At 61.3% G+C, this 18620-nt stretch carries 18 protein-coding genes and 4 pseudogenes; 6 read left to right on the plus strand and 16 right to left on the minus strand.

Translation table 11 applies throughout. The features are described 5' to 3' along the window. Together AC1DQ3_RS22190 and AC1DQ3_RS22195 are read right to left on the minus strand one after the other, a co-directional pair. Positions 1–210 (minus strand): annotated as a pseudogene (locus AC1DQ3_RS22190) (IS110 family RNA-guided transposase); the annotation flags it as partial. Positions 211–429: 219 nt separating this feature from the next. Continuing rightward, positions 430–1524, minus strand: a complete 1095-nt coding sequence (locus AC1DQ3_RS22195; protein ID WP_477122311.1) for a porin — start codon at positions 1522–1524, stop codon at positions 430–432. A 447-nt stretch (positions 1525–1971) separates the two neighbouring features. Between AC1DQ3_RS22195 and AC1DQ3_RS22200 the strand changes: the two genes are divergently transcribed. Both AC1DQ3_RS22200 and ltaE read left to right on the plus strand, forming a co-directional pair. Next, positions 1972–2637: a c-type cytochrome gene (locus tag AC1DQ3_RS22200; RefSeq protein WP_477122312.1), complete on the plus strand. Its 666-nt coding sequence runs from the start codon at positions 1972–1974 to the stop codon at positions 2635–2637. 321 nt (positions 2638–2958) lie between these two features. Then, positions 2959–4011: a low-specificity L-threonine aldolase gene (gene ltaE / locus AC1DQ3_RS22205; protein ID WP_477122313.1), complete on the plus strand. Its 1053-nt coding sequence runs from the start codon at positions 2959–2961 to the stop codon at positions 4009–4011. A gap of 710 nt (positions 4012–4721) precedes the next feature. On the opposite strand, the gene AC1DQ3_RS22210 is transcribed toward ltaE, so the two are convergent. From AC1DQ3_RS22210 to katG, 4 genes are all read right to left on the minus strand, one after another. Next, entirely contained in the window at positions 4722–5114 is a 393-nt protein-coding gene (locus AC1DQ3_RS22210) for a type II toxin-antitoxin system VapC family toxin (RefSeq protein WP_477122314.1), read from the minus strand. Next, entirely contained in the window at positions 5111–5365 is a 255-nt protein-coding gene (locus AC1DQ3_RS22215; protein ID WP_477122315.1) for a type II toxin-antitoxin system Phd/YefM family antitoxin, read from the minus strand. The genes AC1DQ3_RS22210 and AC1DQ3_RS22215 overlap by 4 nt, the downstream gene beginning before the upstream one ends. A gap of 504 nt (positions 5366–5869) precedes the next feature. Next, entirely contained in the window at positions 5870–6214 is a 345-nt protein-coding gene (locus AC1DQ3_RS22220) for a hypothetical protein (RefSeq protein ID WP_477122316.1), read from the minus strand. A 16-nt stretch (positions 6215–6230) separates the two neighbouring features. Next, complete coding sequence (gene katG / locus AC1DQ3_RS22225; protein WP_477122317.1) at positions 6231–8411, minus strand: catalase/peroxidase HPI; 2181 nt, start codon at positions 8409–8411, stop codon at positions 6231–6233. Between the two features lie 454 nt (positions 8412–8865). On the opposite strand from katG, the gene AC1DQ3_RS22230 reads away from it, so the two are divergent. Then, positions 8866–9339 (plus strand): aminoacyl-tRNA deacylase, encoded by a 474-nt coding sequence (locus AC1DQ3_RS22230; protein WP_477122318.1) that lies wholly within the window; start codon positions 8866–8868, stop codon positions 9337–9339. Positions 9340–9467: 128 nt separating this feature from the next. On the opposite strand, the gene AC1DQ3_RS22235 is transcribed toward AC1DQ3_RS22230, so the two are convergent. Then, positions 9468–9686 (minus strand): hypothetical protein, encoded by a 219-nt coding sequence (locus AC1DQ3_RS22235; RefSeq protein WP_477122319.1) that lies wholly within the window; start codon positions 9684–9686, stop codon positions 9468–9470. A 117-nt stretch (positions 9687–9803) separates the two neighbouring features. On the opposite strand from AC1DQ3_RS22235, the gene AC1DQ3_RS22240 reads away from it, so the two are divergent. Then, positions 9804–10964, plus strand: a complete 1161-nt coding sequence (locus AC1DQ3_RS22240; RefSeq protein ID WP_477122320.1) for a hypothetical protein — start codon at positions 9804–9806, stop codon at positions 10962–10964. 118 nt (positions 10965–11082) lie between these two features. Here the strand turns inward: AC1DQ3_RS22240 and AC1DQ3_RS22245 are convergent, their stop codons facing one another. The 5 genes and pseudogenes from AC1DQ3_RS22245 to AC1DQ3_RS22265 all read right to left on the minus strand — a co-directional run. Beyond that, positions 11083–12228, minus strand: coding sequence for a GGDEF domain-containing protein (locus AC1DQ3_RS22245; RefSeq protein WP_477122321.1), 1146 nt, complete (start codon positions 12226–12228; stop codon positions 11083–11085). Positions 12229–12782: 554 nt separating this feature from the next. Beyond that, positions 12783–12914 (minus strand): annotated as a pseudogene (locus tag AC1DQ3_RS22250) (PDDEXK nuclease domain-containing protein); the annotation flags it as partial. 137 nt (positions 12915–13051) lie between these two features. Beyond that, positions 13052–13480 (minus strand): hypothetical protein, encoded by a 429-nt coding sequence (locus tag AC1DQ3_RS22255; RefSeq protein ID WP_477122322.1) that lies wholly within the window; start codon positions 13478–13480, stop codon positions 13052–13054. Then, positions 13443–14054 (minus strand): nucleotidyltransferase domain-containing protein, encoded by a 612-nt coding sequence (locus AC1DQ3_RS22260; protein ID WP_477122323.1) that lies wholly within the window; start codon positions 14052–14054, stop codon positions 13443–13445. Before AC1DQ3_RS22260 ends, AC1DQ3_RS22255 begins: the two co-directional genes overlap by 38 nt. 382 nt (positions 14055–14436) lie before the next feature. Next, positions 14437–14945 (minus strand): annotated as a pseudogene (locus AC1DQ3_RS22265) (Tn3 family transposase); the annotation flags it as partial. On the opposite strand from AC1DQ3_RS22265, the pseudogene AC1DQ3_RS22270 reads away from it, so the two are divergent. After that, positions 14937–15116: pseudogene (locus AC1DQ3_RS22270) on the plus strand (Tn3 family transposase); the annotation flags it as partial. The pseudogenes AC1DQ3_RS22265 and AC1DQ3_RS22270 overlap by 9 nt on opposite strands. Positions 15117–15388: 272 nt before the next feature. Here AC1DQ3_RS22270 and AC1DQ3_RS22275 read toward each other — a convergent pair. After that, complete coding sequence (locus tag AC1DQ3_RS22275) at positions 15389–15577, minus strand: hypothetical protein (RefSeq protein ID WP_477122389.1); 189 nt, start codon at positions 15575–15577, stop codon at positions 15389–15391. After that, a complete protein-coding gene (locus AC1DQ3_RS22280) occupies positions 15549–16709 on the minus strand; it encodes an FAD binding domain-containing protein (protein WP_477122324.1) in 1161 nt (386 codons plus the stop codon). Before AC1DQ3_RS22280 ends, AC1DQ3_RS22275 begins: the two co-directional genes overlap by 29 nt. 230 nt (positions 16710–16939) lie before the next feature. Between AC1DQ3_RS22280 and AC1DQ3_RS22285 the strand changes: the two genes are divergently transcribed. Then, entirely contained in the window at positions 16940–17599 is a 660-nt protein-coding gene (locus AC1DQ3_RS22285; protein WP_477122325.1) for a DsbA family protein, read from the plus strand. A 19-nt stretch (positions 17600–17618) separates the two neighbouring features. Here AC1DQ3_RS22285 and AC1DQ3_RS22290 read toward each other — a convergent pair whose 3' ends face one another. Together AC1DQ3_RS22290 and AC1DQ3_RS22295 are read right to left on the minus strand one after the other, a co-directional pair. Next, on the minus strand, positions 17619–17849 hold the full coding sequence (locus AC1DQ3_RS22290; RefSeq protein ID WP_477122326.1) for a hypothetical protein: 231 nt from the start codon (positions 17847–17849) through the stop codon (positions 17619–17621). Next, positions 17850–18479, minus strand: coding sequence for an SCO family protein (locus AC1DQ3_RS22295; RefSeq protein ID WP_477122327.1), 630 nt, complete (start codon positions 18477–18479; stop codon positions 17850–17852). Positions 18480–18620: the final 141 nt, after the last annotated feature.

Genomic DNA, 18620 nt, shown 5'->3' on the forward strand with positions numbered 1-18620 from the left:
CGGCAGCGACCACTCCTCCTTGTACCGTTCAGTCAGGGCCAGCGCTGCCTGCAGCCGCAGCGTAGCCTGCGGTTGCGCGACGGTGTGTACTGTAGGACTATCACGACGGCCGTCGTGCAGTGCAACCATCCACTTGGCCGCCGCCAGCTGAAGTGACACCGCCAGCACCATATGCCCGGTGTACGTCGTATCTGCCAGATCTGTGCGCATGATGCCCTCCATTAGGCCAAGCCTCGACACGCTGATTCTATCTATCAGTGGATTGCCTCTCCGCTACATAGGATCTAGCGCGCCCGAGCCGGGAGCACCACAAAAATTGGCCGGCATTGCCGCCGGCCAAACGTCCTTGCACTCAGTGATCAAGCCAAGGTCGATATGAACTTTCACTGGCGAGGCCTGGTAGCTCGCCAGTGCATGTCGCGAGTGCAATCAGAAGCGGTGACGCACGCCGACCATGGCGCCGGTCTGGTTCTGGCCAGGCAGGGTGTTCATCGTGCTGGTCACACCGTACGTTGCGCTGCCGTGGTTTTTCACATAGCCGAGCAGCAGGTAGGCATCGGTACGTTTGGAAAAGGCATAGTCGGCGTTCAGGACGAACATCAACGAATCCTTGTTGTCAGTGCGGGCATCGGTATAGTAGGTCCCACCGGTGAGGCTGAAGGCCGGGGTGAATTTATACAGTGCACCGACCCAGTAGAGGTTGTCATGACGGGCAGTGACAATGGCCGTGGTAGCGGCGTTGAGTTCATCGCGCAGCCAGCGGTAGCCGGCGAACACCTTGGCCTCACCGAATGCGTACGACGCGCCAACCGCGATGCGCTTGGCGGTGCCGTCAGCCGCGGCGATGCTGCTGCCTTGGTACTGGTCATAGGCGACGCCCGCAGAGAACGGGCCGCTCGCGTACGCCAGGCCACCGCCAAAGTTGGTGCCGACTTTGAAATGGCCCGGGACTTCAGTGCCATTGGGGATAGTGCTGTCGCGGCCGGTGCTATAGAAACCCGTCGCGGTCAGCCCACCGAACTTGCCGGTGTACTTGATAGCGTTGTCGGCACGACCGTTAAAGCCCAGGGTGTCGACGGAGTTCAGGGAGTAGCTACTACCAACCGCCATCGGGTCGTAGGCGCCGAACAGGTCATACAGCGCGTTTTGCTGGCGGCCCAGAGTGACGGCGCCGAAGTCGCCTTGCAGGCCAACATAGGACTGGCGGCCGAACAGGCGGTTGCCTTGGGCCGAAGTACCGGAATCGATATTGAAGCCGCTTTCCAGCACGAAGATGCCCTTCAGGTTGCCCCCAAGGTCTTCCACACCGCGAATGCCCCAGCGCGAACCGGAGAGTCCGCCGGATGTCACGCCATACAGCGAGCCGCCCTGCCCCGGGACGCTTTGCACGTGACTTTGGTAACTAACGCCGGCGTCAGCAATGCCATAGAGAGTCACGCTGGTCGACGACGATTGGGCAAAAGCAGCGCCGGACACGGCGCAAGCTGCGGCAGCGGCTGCCAATGCGAAGAGAGTCTTTTTCACTGTCAATCTCTGTTTCTGTTTCTATTTGATCAAGTAGGTTGTCTTCTGCCGGGGGGTGATCATGGCAGGGGAGTGAGCCGTACGGCTCAGCGAGCCCGACCGGAATGTTGAAATATTTATGTGACAGCAGCGTGTAAATTATCAGTTTTAAATTGCTAATGCCTATTTAAAAAATACATATAATTATTGAACAAAATCACCATGGCGATGTCACGACACCAACCCGTCATCTGGAATGACGCGTATCAAATGTCTATGTAAATGGCTGCACTTCACGCCCGCCGGAAACCGCACTAATTTGGTCTACCCGAGCCGGGAGTACGGATCATCCGATGAAGATTACGATCTTGTAATTCGATCGTAATTCATTTGTCAGTATTGACGCTGCATAGTGATGCCAATCATTGTTCGGACAGCGCTTACCATCACCATATCAGGATAATGCTCATGACCGACCCCTACCCTCCCAACCTGCGGGGCTACCGGCTGCGTTTTAGTCTAGTAGCGCTTATCGCTATATCCAGCGTCTGTCACGGGCAATCTGCAGTCACTGCGGGGGATCCCGCTCTCAGTGCACCAGCGCCCACCCTTGCCAACTGTGTCTCGTGCCATGGCGTACTAGGGGCCGGCACGGCAACTGGCGCACCAAGGCTCGCGGGAAAGAATCCAGACTATCTTGCACATGCACTGTCGATGTTCAAGGCAGGAACTCGTGCGAGCGTTGTCATGCAAAGCGTTGCACATGACCTCTCCGATAGCGAAATAGGCAGCCTCGCGGTATTCTTTTCAGCCCAAAATCCTCCGCGCGTCCAGGGCGAACACCCACCTCCACCGGCCCTGGTGATGGCCGGCAAGCAACTGGCCGAGCTGGGAGCGGCACCGGACGTTCCGGCTTGCTTCAGTTGCCATGCGGTCGACGGAAAAGGCAATGGCGCGCGCTATCCGAGCATTGCCGGCGAACCGGCTGCATTTGTCATCAACCGGCTCCACGAGTTCCAGGCCCGCGCGAAGGCGGGAACACCCTCACCGGGGACAATGACGGCCGTGGCGGCAACGCTGAACGAGCGGCAGATTGAAGAGGCTGCGGCTTACCTGTCGGCGATCGAGCCGTGATAGCCAAGCATCACGCCAAGCTGTGCAACACTCCCGCCCTACCCCTTGCTTTAGGCGCCCATATCTTACGCCGCGGCTCCGGGTGAACCGTTCCCCGGACGTGGGCACCGACAAGGTTCCGATTCTCCTCGAGTCCGACCAGCACGAGACCGTCCCACTACCACCTCGCTAGCTGCCAGTATCACTGATACCACCGGTTCCGTTGTCTGCATGTACGTCATCCCGACGAGCAAATCTGTTACGTAACAGATTCGTCGCTGTTGTATATAGGCTGACAGCAAGCGGAATGTCACCATGGGCGTTCTTTAAGAGGGAGATGCCATGAATACCGCAGTTCGACACGACTTTCGTAGCGATACCGTCACCCGGCCAGGGCCGGCCATGCGCGCCGCAATGGCCGCCGCTGAGGTAGGCGATGACGTCTTCGGCGACGACCCGACTGTAAGGAGACTGGAAGCGCGGATGGCCGACATGCTCGGAAAGGAGGCTGCACTGTTCGTGCCGTCGGGCACCCAGTCGAATCTCATCGCGCTCATGGCGCACGGCGAGCGCGGTGACGAGTACATCGTCGGCCAAACGGCGCACTGCTACCGCTGGGAGGCAGGAGGCGCGGCGGTGCTGGGCAGCATCCAACCCCAACCGCTGACCAACCAGCCCGACGGTACGCTACTCCTGGCGGACATCGAAGCGGCGATCAAGCCGGATGATCCTCACTTCGCACGCACGCGCCTGCTCGCACTCGAGAACACGATTGGCGGCAAGGTCCTACCGCTGTCCTACGTCGATGCGGCGACGGCAGTGGCCCRCCGGCACGGGCTTGCCTGCCATCTGGACGGCGCCCGCGTGTTCAATGCGGCCGTGGCACTCGGTGTTTCGGTCGACACGCTGGCCCGACCGTTCGACACTGTCTCGGTGTGCTTGTCCAAGGGACTTGGGGCGCCGGTCGGCTCGGTATTCGCCGGTTCCGCGCCCATCATTGCCAAAGGACGACGCCTGCGCAAGATGCTCGGTGGAGGACTACGGCAGTCGGGGATTCTCGCTGCGGCCGGGCTATACGCGCTGGAACACAATGTCGAGCGACTCGCGGACGACCACGCCAATGCGCGCGCGCTCGCGCAAGGTCTCTCCGCGCTGCCGGGCCTGTCTGTGTCCAAGCCTGACACGAACATCGTTTTCGTGAATGTCGCTGCAAAGTACGCGTCGGCCTTCTCGGAGCACCTCGCCGGACAGGGCATCGGYGTCACATCTGCGTATGGCGCAACCCAGCAGCGCTGGGTCACGCACCTCGACGTCGGCAAGGCGGCGGTGGCAACCGCACTCGCTGCCGCCAGCGAATTTTTTGCAGCCAACGCAACTGGCACCCCGCCCCGGTGAGGGCCGGCCATTTCGCGCGTGCCGACCATTTCCATCGCTGGTGGAGGTCTACCAAAGCCTGAAACTGCGGGCCGATGGGTCCTCCAAGGCGCTGCAGGTATTAGACGAGTCGGCCTAGGTCGGCCCAAAGATTTAGGTCTCCGCTTCGACAGGAGTCATCGGAGATCGCGCCTCGAGCCGCGATCATCGGTACCACAGCGACGCCAACGTTGGCCAACGTTGGCCACCGCGGGGCGACCTCTGCTTCGAGGGTAGCCGTTTCTTCTCGAGCGAAGCACGGGCTTTCACGGTAAAAACCAGCCTGCCTCGACATCCGATCCGTGGAGGCGGTCGACGCCGGGAAACGATCGGCGAGCCGATCGTGCAGGAAGATTGGGAGGTCGGCGGCAACGCCGGTCACGACCGCTCGCCCCACCGGAAAAGGCCCTCGTGATCCGAATCGTCTTCGCTATCGACCGATGAGAAACCGTTCCATAGCAGGACTGGCGACAAGTTCGGCCGATCTCTGGTCTATTAACACACTGCACGAGAACAGAGTGGAACTCGGTATCGGCAAACTGTTCCGGTGTCGAGCGGCCAGAATGGATGGCTTTCTTGTTACATCGGAGCCCGAGTGCTTCGGAGCCTCGAGAGAGCCGGCAGCAATGGGAGACCACGCAAGAGCAGGGGCCGGCTAGTGAGCAATAGTGACGGGCGAAGTGCAATGTAAATTATTTTCCTACGTGGACGACGTAGGGGGTGAATCTGGCCAGCTTTTCGTCAGCGGAGATCAGCAGCGCTTCCTCCAGAGACGCCTGGGCAACCATCATCCTGTCGAACGGGTCTTTGTGGTCTGCATACGTGGGCAGCATGGAGAGCGCGTTGGCGTGGTTCTCGTTCACCGCGAGCACCTTGTAGCCGCAATCCCTGAACGCCTGCATCGCTTCCCAGGCGCTAGTGGCGAGCTTGCCGGTGGCATGCCTGATGGTGATTTCCCACGGGACGATTGCCGAGATCCAGATATCGTTCTTGGCGTCCGCGATCAGCTCCGCTGCCTTTGCGGGTAGCTTGGACGACCCTGCGGCCGCCCAAAGCGCGATGTGCGTGTCCAATAGCAGCTTCACTTATCGTCCTCGAAAAACGACGCCTCAATCTCGGCGTCACTGGCGTTGAATTCCTCCAGCGACATGCTGTCGAGGCTCCCCAGGATGGCCCTGCCCCCGCCGATGCGCTTGGACACGTCCACCACATTGATCGGGACCAGCTTGACGGCCGGATGGCCGTTGCGCGCAATGATCACCTCCTCACCCGCGCAGGCCGCTTCCACCAGCTTCGAGAGCTGGCTCTTGGCATCGTGCATGTTGATGGTCAGCATATGCACCCCCCTAGCTAATTCACCTAGCTAGTCTAGCGCATGCCGGCAGGAAGCGCACCCGGTCGCCCGAAAGTCGCCGGTTGCGGTTTGGAAGACGGCGCGAAAGCGAGGCTGACCAAGCGGCAAAGCGGTGATTTTCTGCTCTGGCGATGGGTCGACGCCTCCAATCCTCCGACCAGGAAATCCAAACATCAATGCACCGGCAGCTGTCCAAGAGTCGTCAATGCCAACAACACCTCTGGCGACAATCGCCGCTCATTGCACGGTACCCCAGCGGCCTCAAGCGTAGTCCAGAGATCCGCGTGCCCCGTCACAACCTGCAGCCGAAGGTGGGCAAGGTACGAGTATTCGGCTGTCGTCAGCGAGCGCGAGGTCATATGCAGGTCGGCCAGGATCGAGCCTAGCGTGATGTCGGTAATGCTCATACGGACGGGAGAAATTATTCGAAACGTTGTACAACCGCGTGATTCTAGCCATGCAAGTCAGCAAACGCTTAACGAAAAGTCAAATAAGCAGCGGGTTAGAAAAACCAAATTCCAAGATGTGGCGGCTACGATGTATGACGGGCCGCAGTGTGACGAACACGCGCCTGCGCAGCATCGCATGGTGTCTATGCGCCGCGCGGTGCCTGTTGTAGAAAAACGCCAATCCGCAAGCTACGAATAATGCTGCGTCTGCAGCTCGTTTGCCGAAAGTTGCACCGAAATACAGCTTATTCGCCTGTCCACCTGGTGCCAAACCTGGAGAATTCATCGGGCAAGACTTGTTTGCTTGATGTCCGCCGAGTGAGGCCATGACAAGAAAGCCAGTCGTGAGACTGGCTTTCTTGTTTTGGAAGCCGGCGGTCAAAGCCTGGCCACCAAGGTCACGCCAGTTCGAAGCGGTCCAGGTTCATCACCTTGTTCCAGGCCGCGACGAAGTCGTGGACGAACTTCTCCTGGGCATCCGCACCGCCGTACACCTCAGCCACGGCCCGAAGCTCGGAGTTCGAGCCGAAGATGAGATCGACACGCGTGCCGGTCCACTTGGGCCCACCTGTCTTGCGGTCCTGTCCTTCGAACACGTCCTTGTCGTCCGACACGGGCTTCCACTCCGTGTTCATGTCGAGCAGGTTCACGAAGAAGTCGTTGGTCAGCGTCCCTGGGCGCTTCGTGAAGACACCGTGCTGCGATTTGCCGACGTTGGCGTCCAGCACGCGCATGCCGCCCACCAGCACCGTCATCTCCGGCACTGTCAGCGTCAGCAGTTGCGCCTTGTCGACCAGCAATGCCTCGGACGGGATCGGGTACTTGTCCTTGAGGTAGTTCCGGAAACCGTCCGCGATCGGTTCGAGCACGGCCATGGCCTCCAAATCGGTATTCTCCTGCGTGGCGTCCATGCGTCCCGGCGTGAAGTCAACCGTCACATTGTGGCCGGCATTCTTCGCCGCCTGCTCGACACCCGCGCACCCGGCCAGCACAATCAGGTCGGCCAGCGAGACCTTCTTGCCGCCGGTCTGGGCCTTGTTGAACTCGCTCTGGATGCCCTCGAGAGTGGCCAGCACCTTCGCCAGCTCGGCCGGCTGGTTGACGTCCCAGGCCTTCTGTGGCGCGAGGCGGATACGGGCGCCGTTGGCGCCGCCGCGCTTGTCTGAGCCGCGGAACGTCGAGGCTGACGCCCAGGCGGTCGACACCAGTTGCGGGACGGTCAGCCCCGAAGCCAGCACCTTGCCCTTGAGCGCGGCAACATCCTGGGCGTCGATCAGCGGGTGGTCGACCGCCGGGATGGGGTCTTGCCAGAGGAGTTCTTCCTTCGGGACTTCCGGGCCGAGATAACGTGCGCGCGGCCCCATGTCGCGGTGGGTCAGCTTGAACCATGCCCGGGCAAACGCATCGGCCAATTGCTCCGGATTCTCATAGAACCGGCGCGAGATCTTCTCGTAGGCCGGATCGAACCGCAGCGAGAGGTCGGTCGTCAGCATGGATGGCGAACGACGCTTCGACGGGTCGGCCGGATCGGGCACGGTGCCGGCACCTGCGTCGCCCTTCGGCTTCCATTGATGCGCGCCGGCCGGGCTCTTCGTCAGTTCCCATTCGTATTCGAACAGGTGCTTGAAGTAGTCGTTGCTCCACTTCGTCGGCGTGGTGGTCCAGATGACCTCCAGGCCGCTGCCGATGCTGTCACCGCCCGTGCCCGCGCCAAAGCTGCTACGCCACCCGAGGCCCTGTTCCTCTATGCCGGCGGCCTCGGGCTCGGGCCCCACATGGGACGCGGGACCTGCGCCGTGGGTCTTGCCGAAGGCGTGGCCGCCTGCGATCAGCGCAACCGTCTCTTCGTCGTTCATCGCCATGCGGGCGAACGTCTCGCGGATATCCCTCGCTGCCGCGATGGGATCCGGGTTGCCATTCGGGCCTTCCGGATTCACGTAGATCAAGCCCATCTGCACCGCAGCCAGCGGATTCTCGAGGTTCCGGTCGCCGGTGTAACGCTTGTCGCCGAGCCACTCGGTTTCGTGCCCCCAGTAGACGGATTCGTCCGGCTCATGGACGTCCACTCGGCCGCCGCCGAACCCGAAGGTCTTGAACCCCATCGACTCCAGCGCGACGTTGCCGGTGAGGATAATGAGGTCGCCCCATGAAATCTTTCGACCGTACTTCTGCTTGATCGGCCAGATCAGCCTGCGCGCCTTGTCGAGACCGACGTTGTCAGGCCAGCTGTTGGTAGGCGCGAAGCGCTGCTGGCCGGCCCCGGCGCCGCCGCGCCCATCGCCGATACGGTACGTGCCGGCGGCATGCCATGCCATGCGGATGAACAACGGACCGTAGTGACCGAAGTCCGCCGGCCACCAGGGCTGCGAATCGGTCATCAGCGCCTGGAGATCCTTCTTCACGGCCGCCAGGTCGAGGCTCTTGAACTCCTTCGCGTAGTTAAAGTCCTTGCCCATCGGATCGGACAGGGAGGAGTTCAAGCGCAGAATGTGCAGATTAAGCCGTTCTGGCCACCACTCCCGGATTGATCGGCCGGCGCCTGCGGGATTAAGAAACGGGCACTTCGCTTCGGTCGTCATGCGTGTCTCCTTTGGTCGCTTGTACTAAACGTAACACCTTGTACTCAACGTAAGACCATCCTGTAACTCTTCGCCCTCAGTGGAGATTAGTCTTCAGGGACAGTGTCCGGATTCCAAACTGGAGTCGGACGTCACAGTTGACCCCTCCATACTAGAACGCAATGTCGCCAACTCAATGATGCGCATTAACCTCGTGACTGCTGCACGTCCCTTCGGCAACTTGCGCGCGCAGCCGCTCGCTGCCTGCATCCTTGAGTGATCCGGCGCGCATCATCCTCTCAAGCATGCTCCAATGGACAAAGTCGTGTTGAAGCAGCGTCGGTTACACCGGGAAAGGCGTATTTGCGCCGACGACGACTCAGGAAACGCCACGGCATAAGTCCCGTGCAGGCCAACGCGTGACCTATAGTTACTAGCATCAACTGTCGCGATGAGCGCGTCGGGGGTTGCAATCATGACCATGGCTACCACGCTGGCGAGATGCCTAAGCAACAAGCAGAGCCGGTTCGACACCGTTCGTCACCCCTACAGCCCCAGCAGCATGGCCACTGCGCAGGCTGCGCGCATTCCCGGAGACCGACTTGCCAAGACCGTCCTGCTGGAAGACGACAGGGGCTACATCGCAGCCGTGATCCCTGCCACCCATCACCTGAAACTGTCGGAGCTCTGCGAGCAGACCGGCCGCAAGCTGTCGCTCGCACGTGAGGATGGCGTGCGCGAAGTGTTCAGGGACTGCGACCGCGGCGCGATCCCGCCGGTCGGGATGGCATACGGCACGCAGACCTGGCTCGACGACAGCCTGCTGACGCATCCCGACGTCTACTTCGAAGCGGGCGACCACCAGGAACTGGTGCACATGAGCACCGAGCAGTTCGTCGACCTGATGGCCGACGCGCGGCGCGGGCATTTCGCGCACCGGGTGATGTAGGCGGAGTGCCGGAAAGGCCAAACGGCGGGTGCTTGCCGCCCGCTGGTCATTGCGCCGGCGGTCGTCTCTGGCCTGGATGCCGGTATGCCCAAAGCGTCTTTAGGTTGCCTTAAGCACATAGACGGTCACTAGCGCTCGGTTGGCCGCCGGTTGAGCGTGTCGCGCTCGGCCTGCAGCCGCGTCCGCTCTTCCACGCCGGCCGCGGCGACGTCTTGCGCCCTCGCCTGCACCGCCGCCAGCTCGGTGCGCAGGTCCACCGCCGCCTGCTCGGCCTTCTGGTGCAGCGTGCGCTCCTGGTCGATCTCGTTCAGCGCGCGGCGCTCGGTGGCTTCGGCGCGTTCCTGCAAGCGGTCTCCTTCAAGCGCAGATCCAAAAGAGCCTCCTGGTACACTTATCGTAATTTATTTGCAAACGATAATTTATTGTGCAAAAATAAATGACGATAATTGCATCATGAAGCACTTATGAGGGTCTCCGCCTCCTCTGCAAGATACACATTCCGCCGCCCGGCGCTAGCGGCGAGCTTTTGCTCTGCCCTCTCCGGCGAGGGCCTGCTGGACGCGCGCTCCGGCCTATTTCTTGCCGCGCAACGGCGCGTGGGCAAGTCTACGTTCCTGCGGGAAGACCTCATCCCCGCCGCCGAACACCGTGGCTGGGCGACCGTCTATGTCGACCTGTGGTCGAACAAAGCCCATGACCCCGCTGAGCTGATCGCCGACGCGATCAAGCATTGCATTGCCGATTACGACGGCGTTGTTACGAAGGCGGCAAAAGCGATCGGGCTGACAAAGGTTACCGTCTTGGGGACGCTCGGTTTGGACCTGTCTGTCACCGGCCTGCCATCGGGGGTCACGTTGACGCAGGCGCTCGAGGCGCTGCACGAGACAGCCAGGAAGCCGGTCCTGCTGATCGTGGATGAGGCGCAGCACGCTCTCACCACAGCGCCGGGGCTGGAGGCGATGTTTGGCCTGAAGGCCGCTCGCGATGCCATGAACCTGTCCGGGGCGGCTCCGAATCTGATGCTCGCGTTCACGGGCTCCAGTCGCGACAAACTCGCTCACCTTGTGATGAACGCGAGGATGCCGTTCTACGGCTCACGCGTGACGCCCTTCCCCCTGCTGGAGCGCGAGTTCACCGACGAATACACGGCGAGCGTGAACCGTGCGCTCGCCGCCGACAACCAGTTGGACCCAGCCGCGGTCTACGAGGCCTTCAAAATGCTCGGGCATCGTCCCGAATTGCTCCGCAGCCTGATCGGCGAGATAGCGCTCGCGCAGAACTCCCAGAACCTCAGCGAGCGGCTCCGGGATGATGCACACCTGGTCCAGGATCGGGTTTGGCAGGACGTCGAAAGCGACTACGATTCCCTAACGCCTTTGCAGCAAGCCGTAGTGCGGGTGATGAGTGCCAAATCTGGGCAATTTTCGCCGTTTGGCGAGAACGCAATGACGGCTTACAAAGCACTGGTGGCCAGCGATGTTTCGGTCAGCGCGGGCACGGTGCAGAACGCAATGGATGCACTACGCGAAAGGGAGATCGTGTGGAAGGAGTCCCGTGGCTCGTATGAGATTGAGGACCAGGCCTGGCTGGCCTGGCTGCAAGCTAAAGGGCTCATCACGAAATAGCCAACCGACGACTGACCCTCTTGTTGGTGGGGTGATCTCGATGCATGCGGCCCTTTTTCGCCCGTTTTTTGCATGATCAGACGCGGAAATGCTGGACCGTCTGCCCGGGAGCCCCGACTCAGCTTGGCTCAACACGGTTGCGCCCATCAGCCTTGGCGCGATACAGCGCCGAATCGGCACGCGCCAGCAATTCGTCAAGGGTCGCTTCCCCGGCCTCGATGCTGGCCAACCCCAGGCTTACCGTGCAGCCGGGCTGCCCCGCGATGGCCGATTGCTGCTCCACTGCCTGCCGCACGCGCTCGGCCATGGCAAGCGCGGCCTCCATGCCGGTATGCGGCAGCAGCACGACAAACTCTTCGCCGCCAAAACGGCCGAGATAGTCCGTGTTGCGCAGCGCCCGGCCCACGGTTTGTGCGAAATGAGCCAGCACGCGGTCACCTACCAGGTGTCCGTGCTGGTCATTGATGCGCTTGAAGTGGTCGATATCCATCAGCAGCAACGACAGTGGCTGGCCGCTGCCGCGCCGGTTCTTCAGTTCACTACTACCTGCGTGCAGCACAGCCCGGCGGTTCAGTACCCCTGTCAGGTCATCGCGCTGTGCCAGGTACTCGAATTGCGCGCGCAACCGCTCGCTCACGGTCAGCAGCAGGCCAAGGCAGACGAACAGCGACGCGAAGCAATACGCTGCAATGTACGTGGTCTGAATAGCCGAAGGTGAAAACCGCGGAGTATTGACGGCATCTTGAAAAAGCGTCGTCGCTGCCCGCATCAGCAGGACCAGCCCCTGGAAAGCGAGGACAACTGCCACGAAGCGCGGCGCAAAACCCCGGCCGTGCTGCCAGGTCATCCGCGCATGGGTCAGGCATATTGCCGCCAGCACCGTGGTAAGCAACAACACGCGGATCCGATAGTCGGGTTGGACCAGCAGGAACCAGGTGATGCCAGCCAGGCAGCCAATGCCCAGGGCGAGCCAGCATTTCCAGGTGCATGGCACACCGTAGAAGCGCTGGCTGCCGAAGTAGAACAGTGCGCAGCCCGAAAGCAGCAGCGCGTTACCGCCAAGCGCGACGAGCACGGCCGGCCACTGCCCGTCCATCGCATAGACGGCGGTGGAAAGCGCGCAAAGCATTGGTGCCAGCGCCCAGGCCAGCAACCCTTTGATGGAGGCAGGATAGGCGCGGCGAAAGGCCAGCAGGATGATGCCCAGGGCGATATTGATCATTCCCGTCATCGCCGACATGGAGCGCAGGTCCAGATTTAGCATTGGTCAACCGTGGGGATGCAGGATTGACCGTGGCCGGTGACCGATCGGGATACTGTAGGAAATGCGGTCATGTGAGTGTGCTCATTCAAGCGGCATTGCACCCTGCAAGGCTAGCCGTGGCACGTGGAGATCGGCAATCCCCCCGCAGGGGAAGTGCATTGGGGAAACGTCGGACGCAAGACCTTCCTGCGCCCGCGCGAGGCAAGGCGAAGCATACGCGATTTGGCTCGGGAGCAATACGCCGGGCAGCGCTCAGCCAGCAAAGACAGCCATGCACTCCACTTCGACCCGCGCCCCCAGCGCCAGGCCATTGGCATAGCGAATACGAGTTCCTCGAGTGGATCGAGTCGCTGCGCGAGGGCCCAATCGTGCTGGACGAGTTACGCGACGAGGTCGACCAATGGCTGGTTTGGCTGGATCGGCGCTTCGACCGCCGGACCGCTAATGATCGCTTGCAAGAGATTCCGGCATAGACTGGCTGCCCGGACATGCGTGGGAGGCGGCCATGCGGATCACTTTGCAAGTCATTGTAGATACCGAGGGTGACACGCCAGCGGCAGCTCGGTCAAATACTCTGCGACATGAATGCCGGTCTGGTCCACTAACACTCCGATGTGCTCGCGTTTCTTGCCAGTGCGGAGAATGCTGCCTGGCGGTGGCGCTTCCCCGGGCTCCTGCTCGTGTTTTGGGGGTCACGCCAAGATACCGGCAGTCAATCCGACGTTCCTTCCCTGTTCACGATTGGACCCACTTTTGATCGACTTGCAGAGCTAGCAGTCCTGCCTCGTCGCTTTCCACGCCGAGTTTGTCCGCCGCGTCCCCTTCAATTAGCCAATAATCCGCGCACGGCATCCACCAATTGCTTGACAACAGCAATCAACTCGTTCACGAAGGCTTGGTCAACCGTCAGATCTCCTTCGTATTCTGCGAGATTCCGCTTGTAATGCGCGACGTCGAGCAAGCGCCATCGCTCCGCCGGCCAGTGGAGAGTGTGCTGCAGGCATTGAAAAACCAGATAGCGGTTATCCGAGCGGTAGCCATGCTGGCGTAATGCCGAAAGCGCGGCTGCGTGGGCCGCGTTATACGCCAGATCAAACTGGCTCTCGATTGAAAGGGACGAATTCTGTGCATCCTCCAAGCGAATTTCGGCGGAGCGCAACAACGCGGCGCACTCTCTCGCGTCAGAAGGCTCGGCCTTCAGCTTCTTGACGCGTTCAAGATTTTGCAGTTCGGGCGAGGGATTCGAGCTCATCCGGATTGCCTTTGACGAAGATCTTCGGTTGGTCAAGCACGCGCATCACGAACGCACGCCCCTCTTGGACTCGCCTGACGAATTCCTCCGGGCTGAAGACGGTGGGATTTACCTTCCGGCCTAGGCGCTCGCTGGCGCGGTCCAATGCCGTGAGCGCTTCACCGAAGGTGAGATCCTGAGCGATGATTAGCACATCGATGTCGCTGCCCGCGTGGTCGGAAGCCTTCGCCACCGATCCAAAAACAAAGGCCAGTGCAACATGGGCCCACAGGGGCTGCAATGCCTCTCGCAGGATCTCGCCGATCCCTAGAGTCTTGCTGATGATACTTCGCAATTCCTCAAAGATCGCGGCTTGCCGGTTGGCTTGATAGTGCCGCTGATTACCGACCCGATGGGACGTAATCAGGCCCGCACTTTCCAACTTGGCGAGTTCCCGGTGGACGGCGCCAACTCCGGCTTGGGCGAGTGCGACAATCTCGTTCGCATAAAATGAGCGGTCGGGTGCCCCAAACAGCACGGCCATCACCCGTTGCTGGGACTTGGTAAATAGTGCATCGGCAAAGGAGGATCCCATAGAGGGAATGTTATCTCCCAAATTGGGTTTTATCAATCCCAATATTGAGAAGAGTGGCCGCCATCCAGCTGATGGCGGCAGCTTTCGGCGTCCCACGGATCTGGATCCGACTACGTTTCGGCAATTGGGTACACAACTCCTGCAACTGCCGCTCAAGCGCCTCGACCTGGCGGGTTCCCTCCTCGTGACGTGCCTGCGCGGCCGCGTGAGCCTGGCGCTCGGCGTCCAGTTCGCCCTGTAGGGGTAGCTTTGATTTCGGTGCAATTTGCGACGGTTCGCAAGCCCAGCATCAGCGCGGACGGTTCCTCGTAAACTATTGATTAATAGAGGATTTCTGTTGGGCCATCGATCAACCGCAAACGGCGTCATTGCGAGCTCGATTTCAGCCCGCAGCGCTTGTATTGGGTGCAGTTTGTGACTGCAGTAGTTGTCCGACGTAGCGCTCAACTGGGAAGCGGAAGACACCCCGGAGATTGATGCCCTCTAGCCGTGTTGGGCGATTCGCCCGAACGACTCGGGTGGTACGGGCTGCCGTCGGTTCACTTGCCGATCGAGCACTGTCTGCATCTGAGCGGTATTCCACGCCATCACGATGTTAGCCAGCAAGCTTAGCGCGTCGGCGACGGCCTGCATCTCGTCGGCGCGCCTAGCCTGCGTGGGTGCGACTCGGCCTGTATAGATCGCCCGCTTTAGCGAGTTGACCGCCTCGCCGCGACTAAGCACGCGTAACAGCTCACGCCGGAACCCGGCATTGACGAAGTAGTCGGCAAGGAACGCGGTGCGCAGCAGCTTGCCTAGCTGCACGCCGGCGTCATAGATAGGGTCGCCCCGCGCGGCCGAGCCAAATCGCGCTAGGGCCGCCACGGCGCTGGCGTGTCCCGACATGCCGCGACGAACAAGAGTGAGCAGTTCAATGACTTCGCGCAGTGGTTGATGTTTGGTGGCGATGGGATCATCGCCGAAAATCTGCGACATGAACAGCGCAAGGTGATCAGGTACAACCAGTTGGTCGCCAACATGGTCATCCTCCACAACGTTCAGTGGATGTCGCGCAAGATCGCGCCCGACTATCCGCACTTTTCCGGAAAGCAGGACAAACATTCCTGGCCAGAGAGTGCCGGCACGGTATACGGGTATTCATCTTCGGCAGAGTGGCACAGTCTGCCAAAGCGGCGGACCCTTTCGACTTCAGTCTCGGAGAGAACCGGGAACATCTGGGTGTGGCGAGGATGCTCGCGCACGCCCTCGTCGTCGACGGCGCTATCTTCCGGACTTGACTCGTTGCGCCTAACCGGTTCTCCTCCGCTCCGCAACATCCAGTGCAGGGCCGCCGCTCAGCAAGCGGTTCCGCCTGGCATGCTCATCAGCTTTTCCATGGTGATCGGCAGGTCACGCACGCGCTTTCCCGTGGCGTGATGGACCGCATTGGCCACCGCCGCGGCAAAGCCCGTAATGCCGATCTCCCCGATACCACGCGCACCGAACTCGTTGAACTCAAGGTCGGGATAGTTGAGCAGAATCACGTCGATCTGCGGCTGGTCGGCAGGTCGTCAATGCCGCATCAGGATCCTGTGCATCCGCCAGCGCCACGGCAAGGGACACCGCATCGGCAGCCGCCTTGGCGGTACTGCCGGCGGTATGGGGGCGCGGAGCGAACGCGGCGTCGCCAGTCAGCAGTACTCGCCCGAACCGCATGCGGGGAACCTGCAGATCCTGAATCTTCTGGACGAAGATGTCGCCAGTGTTCTCGATCAACGCCTGAAACGCGGGATTGGCGTGCGCGGCGCCCATCTGCCGTATCCAGCTATCCTGCTCAACCGCGAGCGATCCAGGGGGAACGGAATGACTGCGGCGCTTTCCGTCGCGGTCGGTCAGGACGCCATCGAGCTCGGCGCCGGGCGCCGCCAACAGGTACCAAAGCCAATTGAAGCGACGGTGTCCTGGGGCTGTGGAACCGTCGACGCCCGGGACCATGTACTGCAGCATCATCGATTCGGGGTCATGCTGGAACACGAAATTCTCATAGAGCAACGGCCTGGCGGTGTCGGGCAATTGATCTTCCTCGATCAGGCCGCGCCAGACCACATAGCCTGCGTAGGTCGGTGCAACGTCCGGGAGCATGAGCCGTCGCACCGTGGAGTTCGCCCCGTCGGCACCAATCAGCAGGTCACCCTCAACCCGGCGCCGGTCGGCAAACGTGGCAATCACGCTGCGATCGTTCTGTCCCACGCCGGTCAGTGGCGCATTGCGATGATAGTGCTCGGCCGGGAAACTCCTGAGCAGTGCGGAGTAAAGCGTGTTCCAGGATGTCTGGGTCTGCGGCATGCTTTGCCGGCGGCGAATGCCGCCATCACGGCCGAGATAGAGCCTGTCATGCGAGCGAACGCCGAGCGCCCCGTGCGGTTCGACACCCGCAAACGAGAATGCCCGTACCACCTCTGGCTGCAGGACGATGCCGCCACCACGGCTCGTCAGATCGGACGGCGACCGTTCGAATACCTCCACGTCCCACCTCACTGCGCGCAGCGCGGTCGCCGCGAACATGCCGCCCAACGAACCGCCGATCACCAGCGCCTTGCGCGTTCCCGCAGGTGCAATGCCATCCGCGGCAATGGGCGACGCCGGCCGGCTTCCAAGGGATACATTCGCTTCCATTTCCTGCTCCGCTAAGTGAGTACATGGCGGAATGGTAGAAGGCAGCCCGCGATAGCGTAATAGGGGCGGCCAAGCAACACCGCTTTGCAGAGAAGGACACGATGCCCCCTCGCACATCGCTTTGCGCCCGACGCAACGCTGGGTTGCGTGCTGATCCCATTCAATCGACCTGCGATTGAACCTAACCTTCCTGCATCACAAACGCATCGCGTTGAACCAGGAGAATCCACATGGACAAGCAGGCAACCCTTCACTATGTCTACGATCCATATTGCGGATGGTGCTACGGCATGGCGCCGCTCGTGTCAGTGGCCGACGAGACCGAAGGTCTGAAGGTGGTGGCGCACAGCGGCGGCATGCTCGCGGGCGATCAGGCACAAAAGATGTCGACCGAGTGGCGCGACTTCGTCCGCCCGCATGAGGAGCGCATTACCGCGCTCAGCGGCCAGAAATTTGGCAGGGCGTACCAGGAAGGCACCCAGTTCGACTATGACGTGGAGCTCGATTCCGCACCGCCAACGGCGGCGATGCTGGCGGCGGAGTCTGTGGCGGGCGCGGGGATCCGCATGCTCAAACGCCTTCAGACTGCGTACTACGTGGAAGGCCGGCACATTTCCGAGCGCGAGCAACTGATCGGCATTGCCGTCGAGCTCGGGCTGGACGCCGGCGCGTTCGCGAAAGCCTACGATGCAGCCATGCCCAATGTAACCGAGCACTTCAAGGATACGCAGGTCCTGCTTGAAGCACTGGGCGGCCGAGGCTATCCGACACTGGCCATTGAGAAAGACGGCAAGCTGTCACGGCTTCACCTGGGACGCTACTTCGGCAAGCCCGAGCTTTTCCGCCAGGCACTCGCGGAACTGCTCGCGCCCGCGCAATCTGCAAACTGAGCGGGCACCGCCCGGGCCATCACCCCGGGCGATGCGTCGGCCCGGGGAGCGCGGCCAGGAAATCCGGAAACGCCGCGATCCGTCGCGAGCCGCGTTGATTCGGCAGGTACAGCGCGGAGATCGCTGAGCTCGCCTGATCGGGATTGACAAACCACGTGTCGAACAACGGCGTCAGCCGGCCGCTGTCGATATCGGCAATCAACGCGTCGGCCTCCGGCGTGCGTGCGGTGCCGGGGATCGACCCGCGCATTCAGTTGGTTGCGATCAGCTTCCGGTACGCTTGCAGCAACTCGTCGGCGGTAGCAAAGCCGTCGACCCGCAGCCATGGATTACCAGGTGCGGCGCGCAGAAACACCACGGGAGCGTGGTTCATCTTGTCCTGGTGATAGACGTTGAACGCCCGCTGCGTTGCAATGCTCGCAGCAATAGCACCGGTGTAGTGCTGCCATTCGGGACCCGCTGCGAACCTCGCCGCATATTCCCGCAGGCGCGACGGCGTATCCTGCTCCGGGTCGATCGAGATCGACACCATGTGCACCTTGTCCCGGTCCGGGCCGAGCTCGCCCTGCAATTGCGAGAGCGTCTGACTGATCACCGGGCAAATGGATGTGCAAGTGGTATAGATGAACGTCAGGACCACTGGGCGGCCATCGTCCAGTTCGTTCTTCAGGGAGACGGTCCGGCCATCGTCTCGCACCAGCATCACGGAGGGTAGCGGATAGTCCGCGGTTGAAGTGCGCGTATCACGCATCATGTGGTGGTGAGCATGCGGATCGGCCCCGTCATGCGCGATGGCATGGGGTGCCACCACAACGATTGCGCTCCCGGCCACTAAGGCCGATACCAACGCCCTGCCCCATCGCTCTTTGAACGTTCCCATGGAAAACCCCCTCTACAATTGTCGACACGTTGCAGCAACAGATCGGACGGTGCCGAACGCATCCGATTACACGTCCTCGCTGCTGCCCACGCTTGAATTGTGCGAGCCGGCGATGAAACGTGGTATGAGTCAACTCCCTAC

The organism is Cupriavidus sp. 01T418 (assembly GCF_056398885.1).

Excerpts from the sequence above, each read along its gene's own strand:
- AC1DQ3_RS22200 (WP_477122312.1), top strand. The coding sequence starts at position 1,972 with ATGACCGACCCCTACCCTCCCAACCTGCGGGGCTACCGGCTGCGTTTT.
- AC1DQ3_RS22215 (WP_477122315.1), bottom strand. The coding sequence starts at position 5,365 with ATGCTGACCATCAACATGCACGATGCCAAGAGCCAGCTCTCGAAGCTG.
- katG (WP_477122317.1), bottom strand. The coding sequence starts at position 8,411 with ATGACGACCGAAGCGAAGTGCCCGTTTCTTAATCCCGCAGGCGCCGGC.
- AC1DQ3_RS22230 (WP_477122318.1), top strand. The coding sequence starts at position 8,866 with ATGACCATGGCTACCACGCTGGCGAGATGCCTAAGCAACAAGCAGAGC.
- AC1DQ3_RS22240 (WP_477122320.1), top strand. The coding sequence starts at position 9,804 with ATGAGGGTCTCCGCCTCCTCTGCAAGATACACATTCCGCCGCCCGGCG.
- AC1DQ3_RS22245 (WP_477122321.1), bottom strand. The coding sequence starts at position 12,228 with ATGCTAAATCTGGACCTGCGCTCCATGTCGGCGATGACGGGAATGATC.
- AC1DQ3_RS22255 (WP_477122322.1), bottom strand. The coding sequence starts at position 13,480 with ATGAGCTCGAATCCCTCGCCCGAACTGCAAAATCTTGAACGCGTCAAG.
- AC1DQ3_RS22260 (WP_477122323.1), bottom strand. The coding sequence starts at position 14,054 with ATGGGATCCTCCTTTGCCGATGCACTATTTACCAAGTCCCAGCAACGG.
- AC1DQ3_RS22280 (WP_477122324.1), bottom strand. The coding sequence starts at position 16,709 with ATGGAAGCGAATGTATCCCTTGGAAGCCGGCCGGCGTCGCCCATTGCC.
- AC1DQ3_RS22285 (WP_477122325.1), top strand. The coding sequence starts at position 16,940 with ATGGACAAGCAGGCAACCCTTCACTATGTCTACGATCCATATTGCGGA.
- AC1DQ3_RS22290 (WP_477122326.1), bottom strand. The coding sequence starts at position 17,849 with ATGCGCGGGTCGATCCCCGGCACCGCACGCACGCCGGAGGCCGACGCG.
- AC1DQ3_RS22295 (WP_477122327.1), bottom strand. The coding sequence starts at position 18,479 with ATGGGAACGTTCAAAGAGCGATGGGGCAGGGCGTTGGTATCGGCCTTA.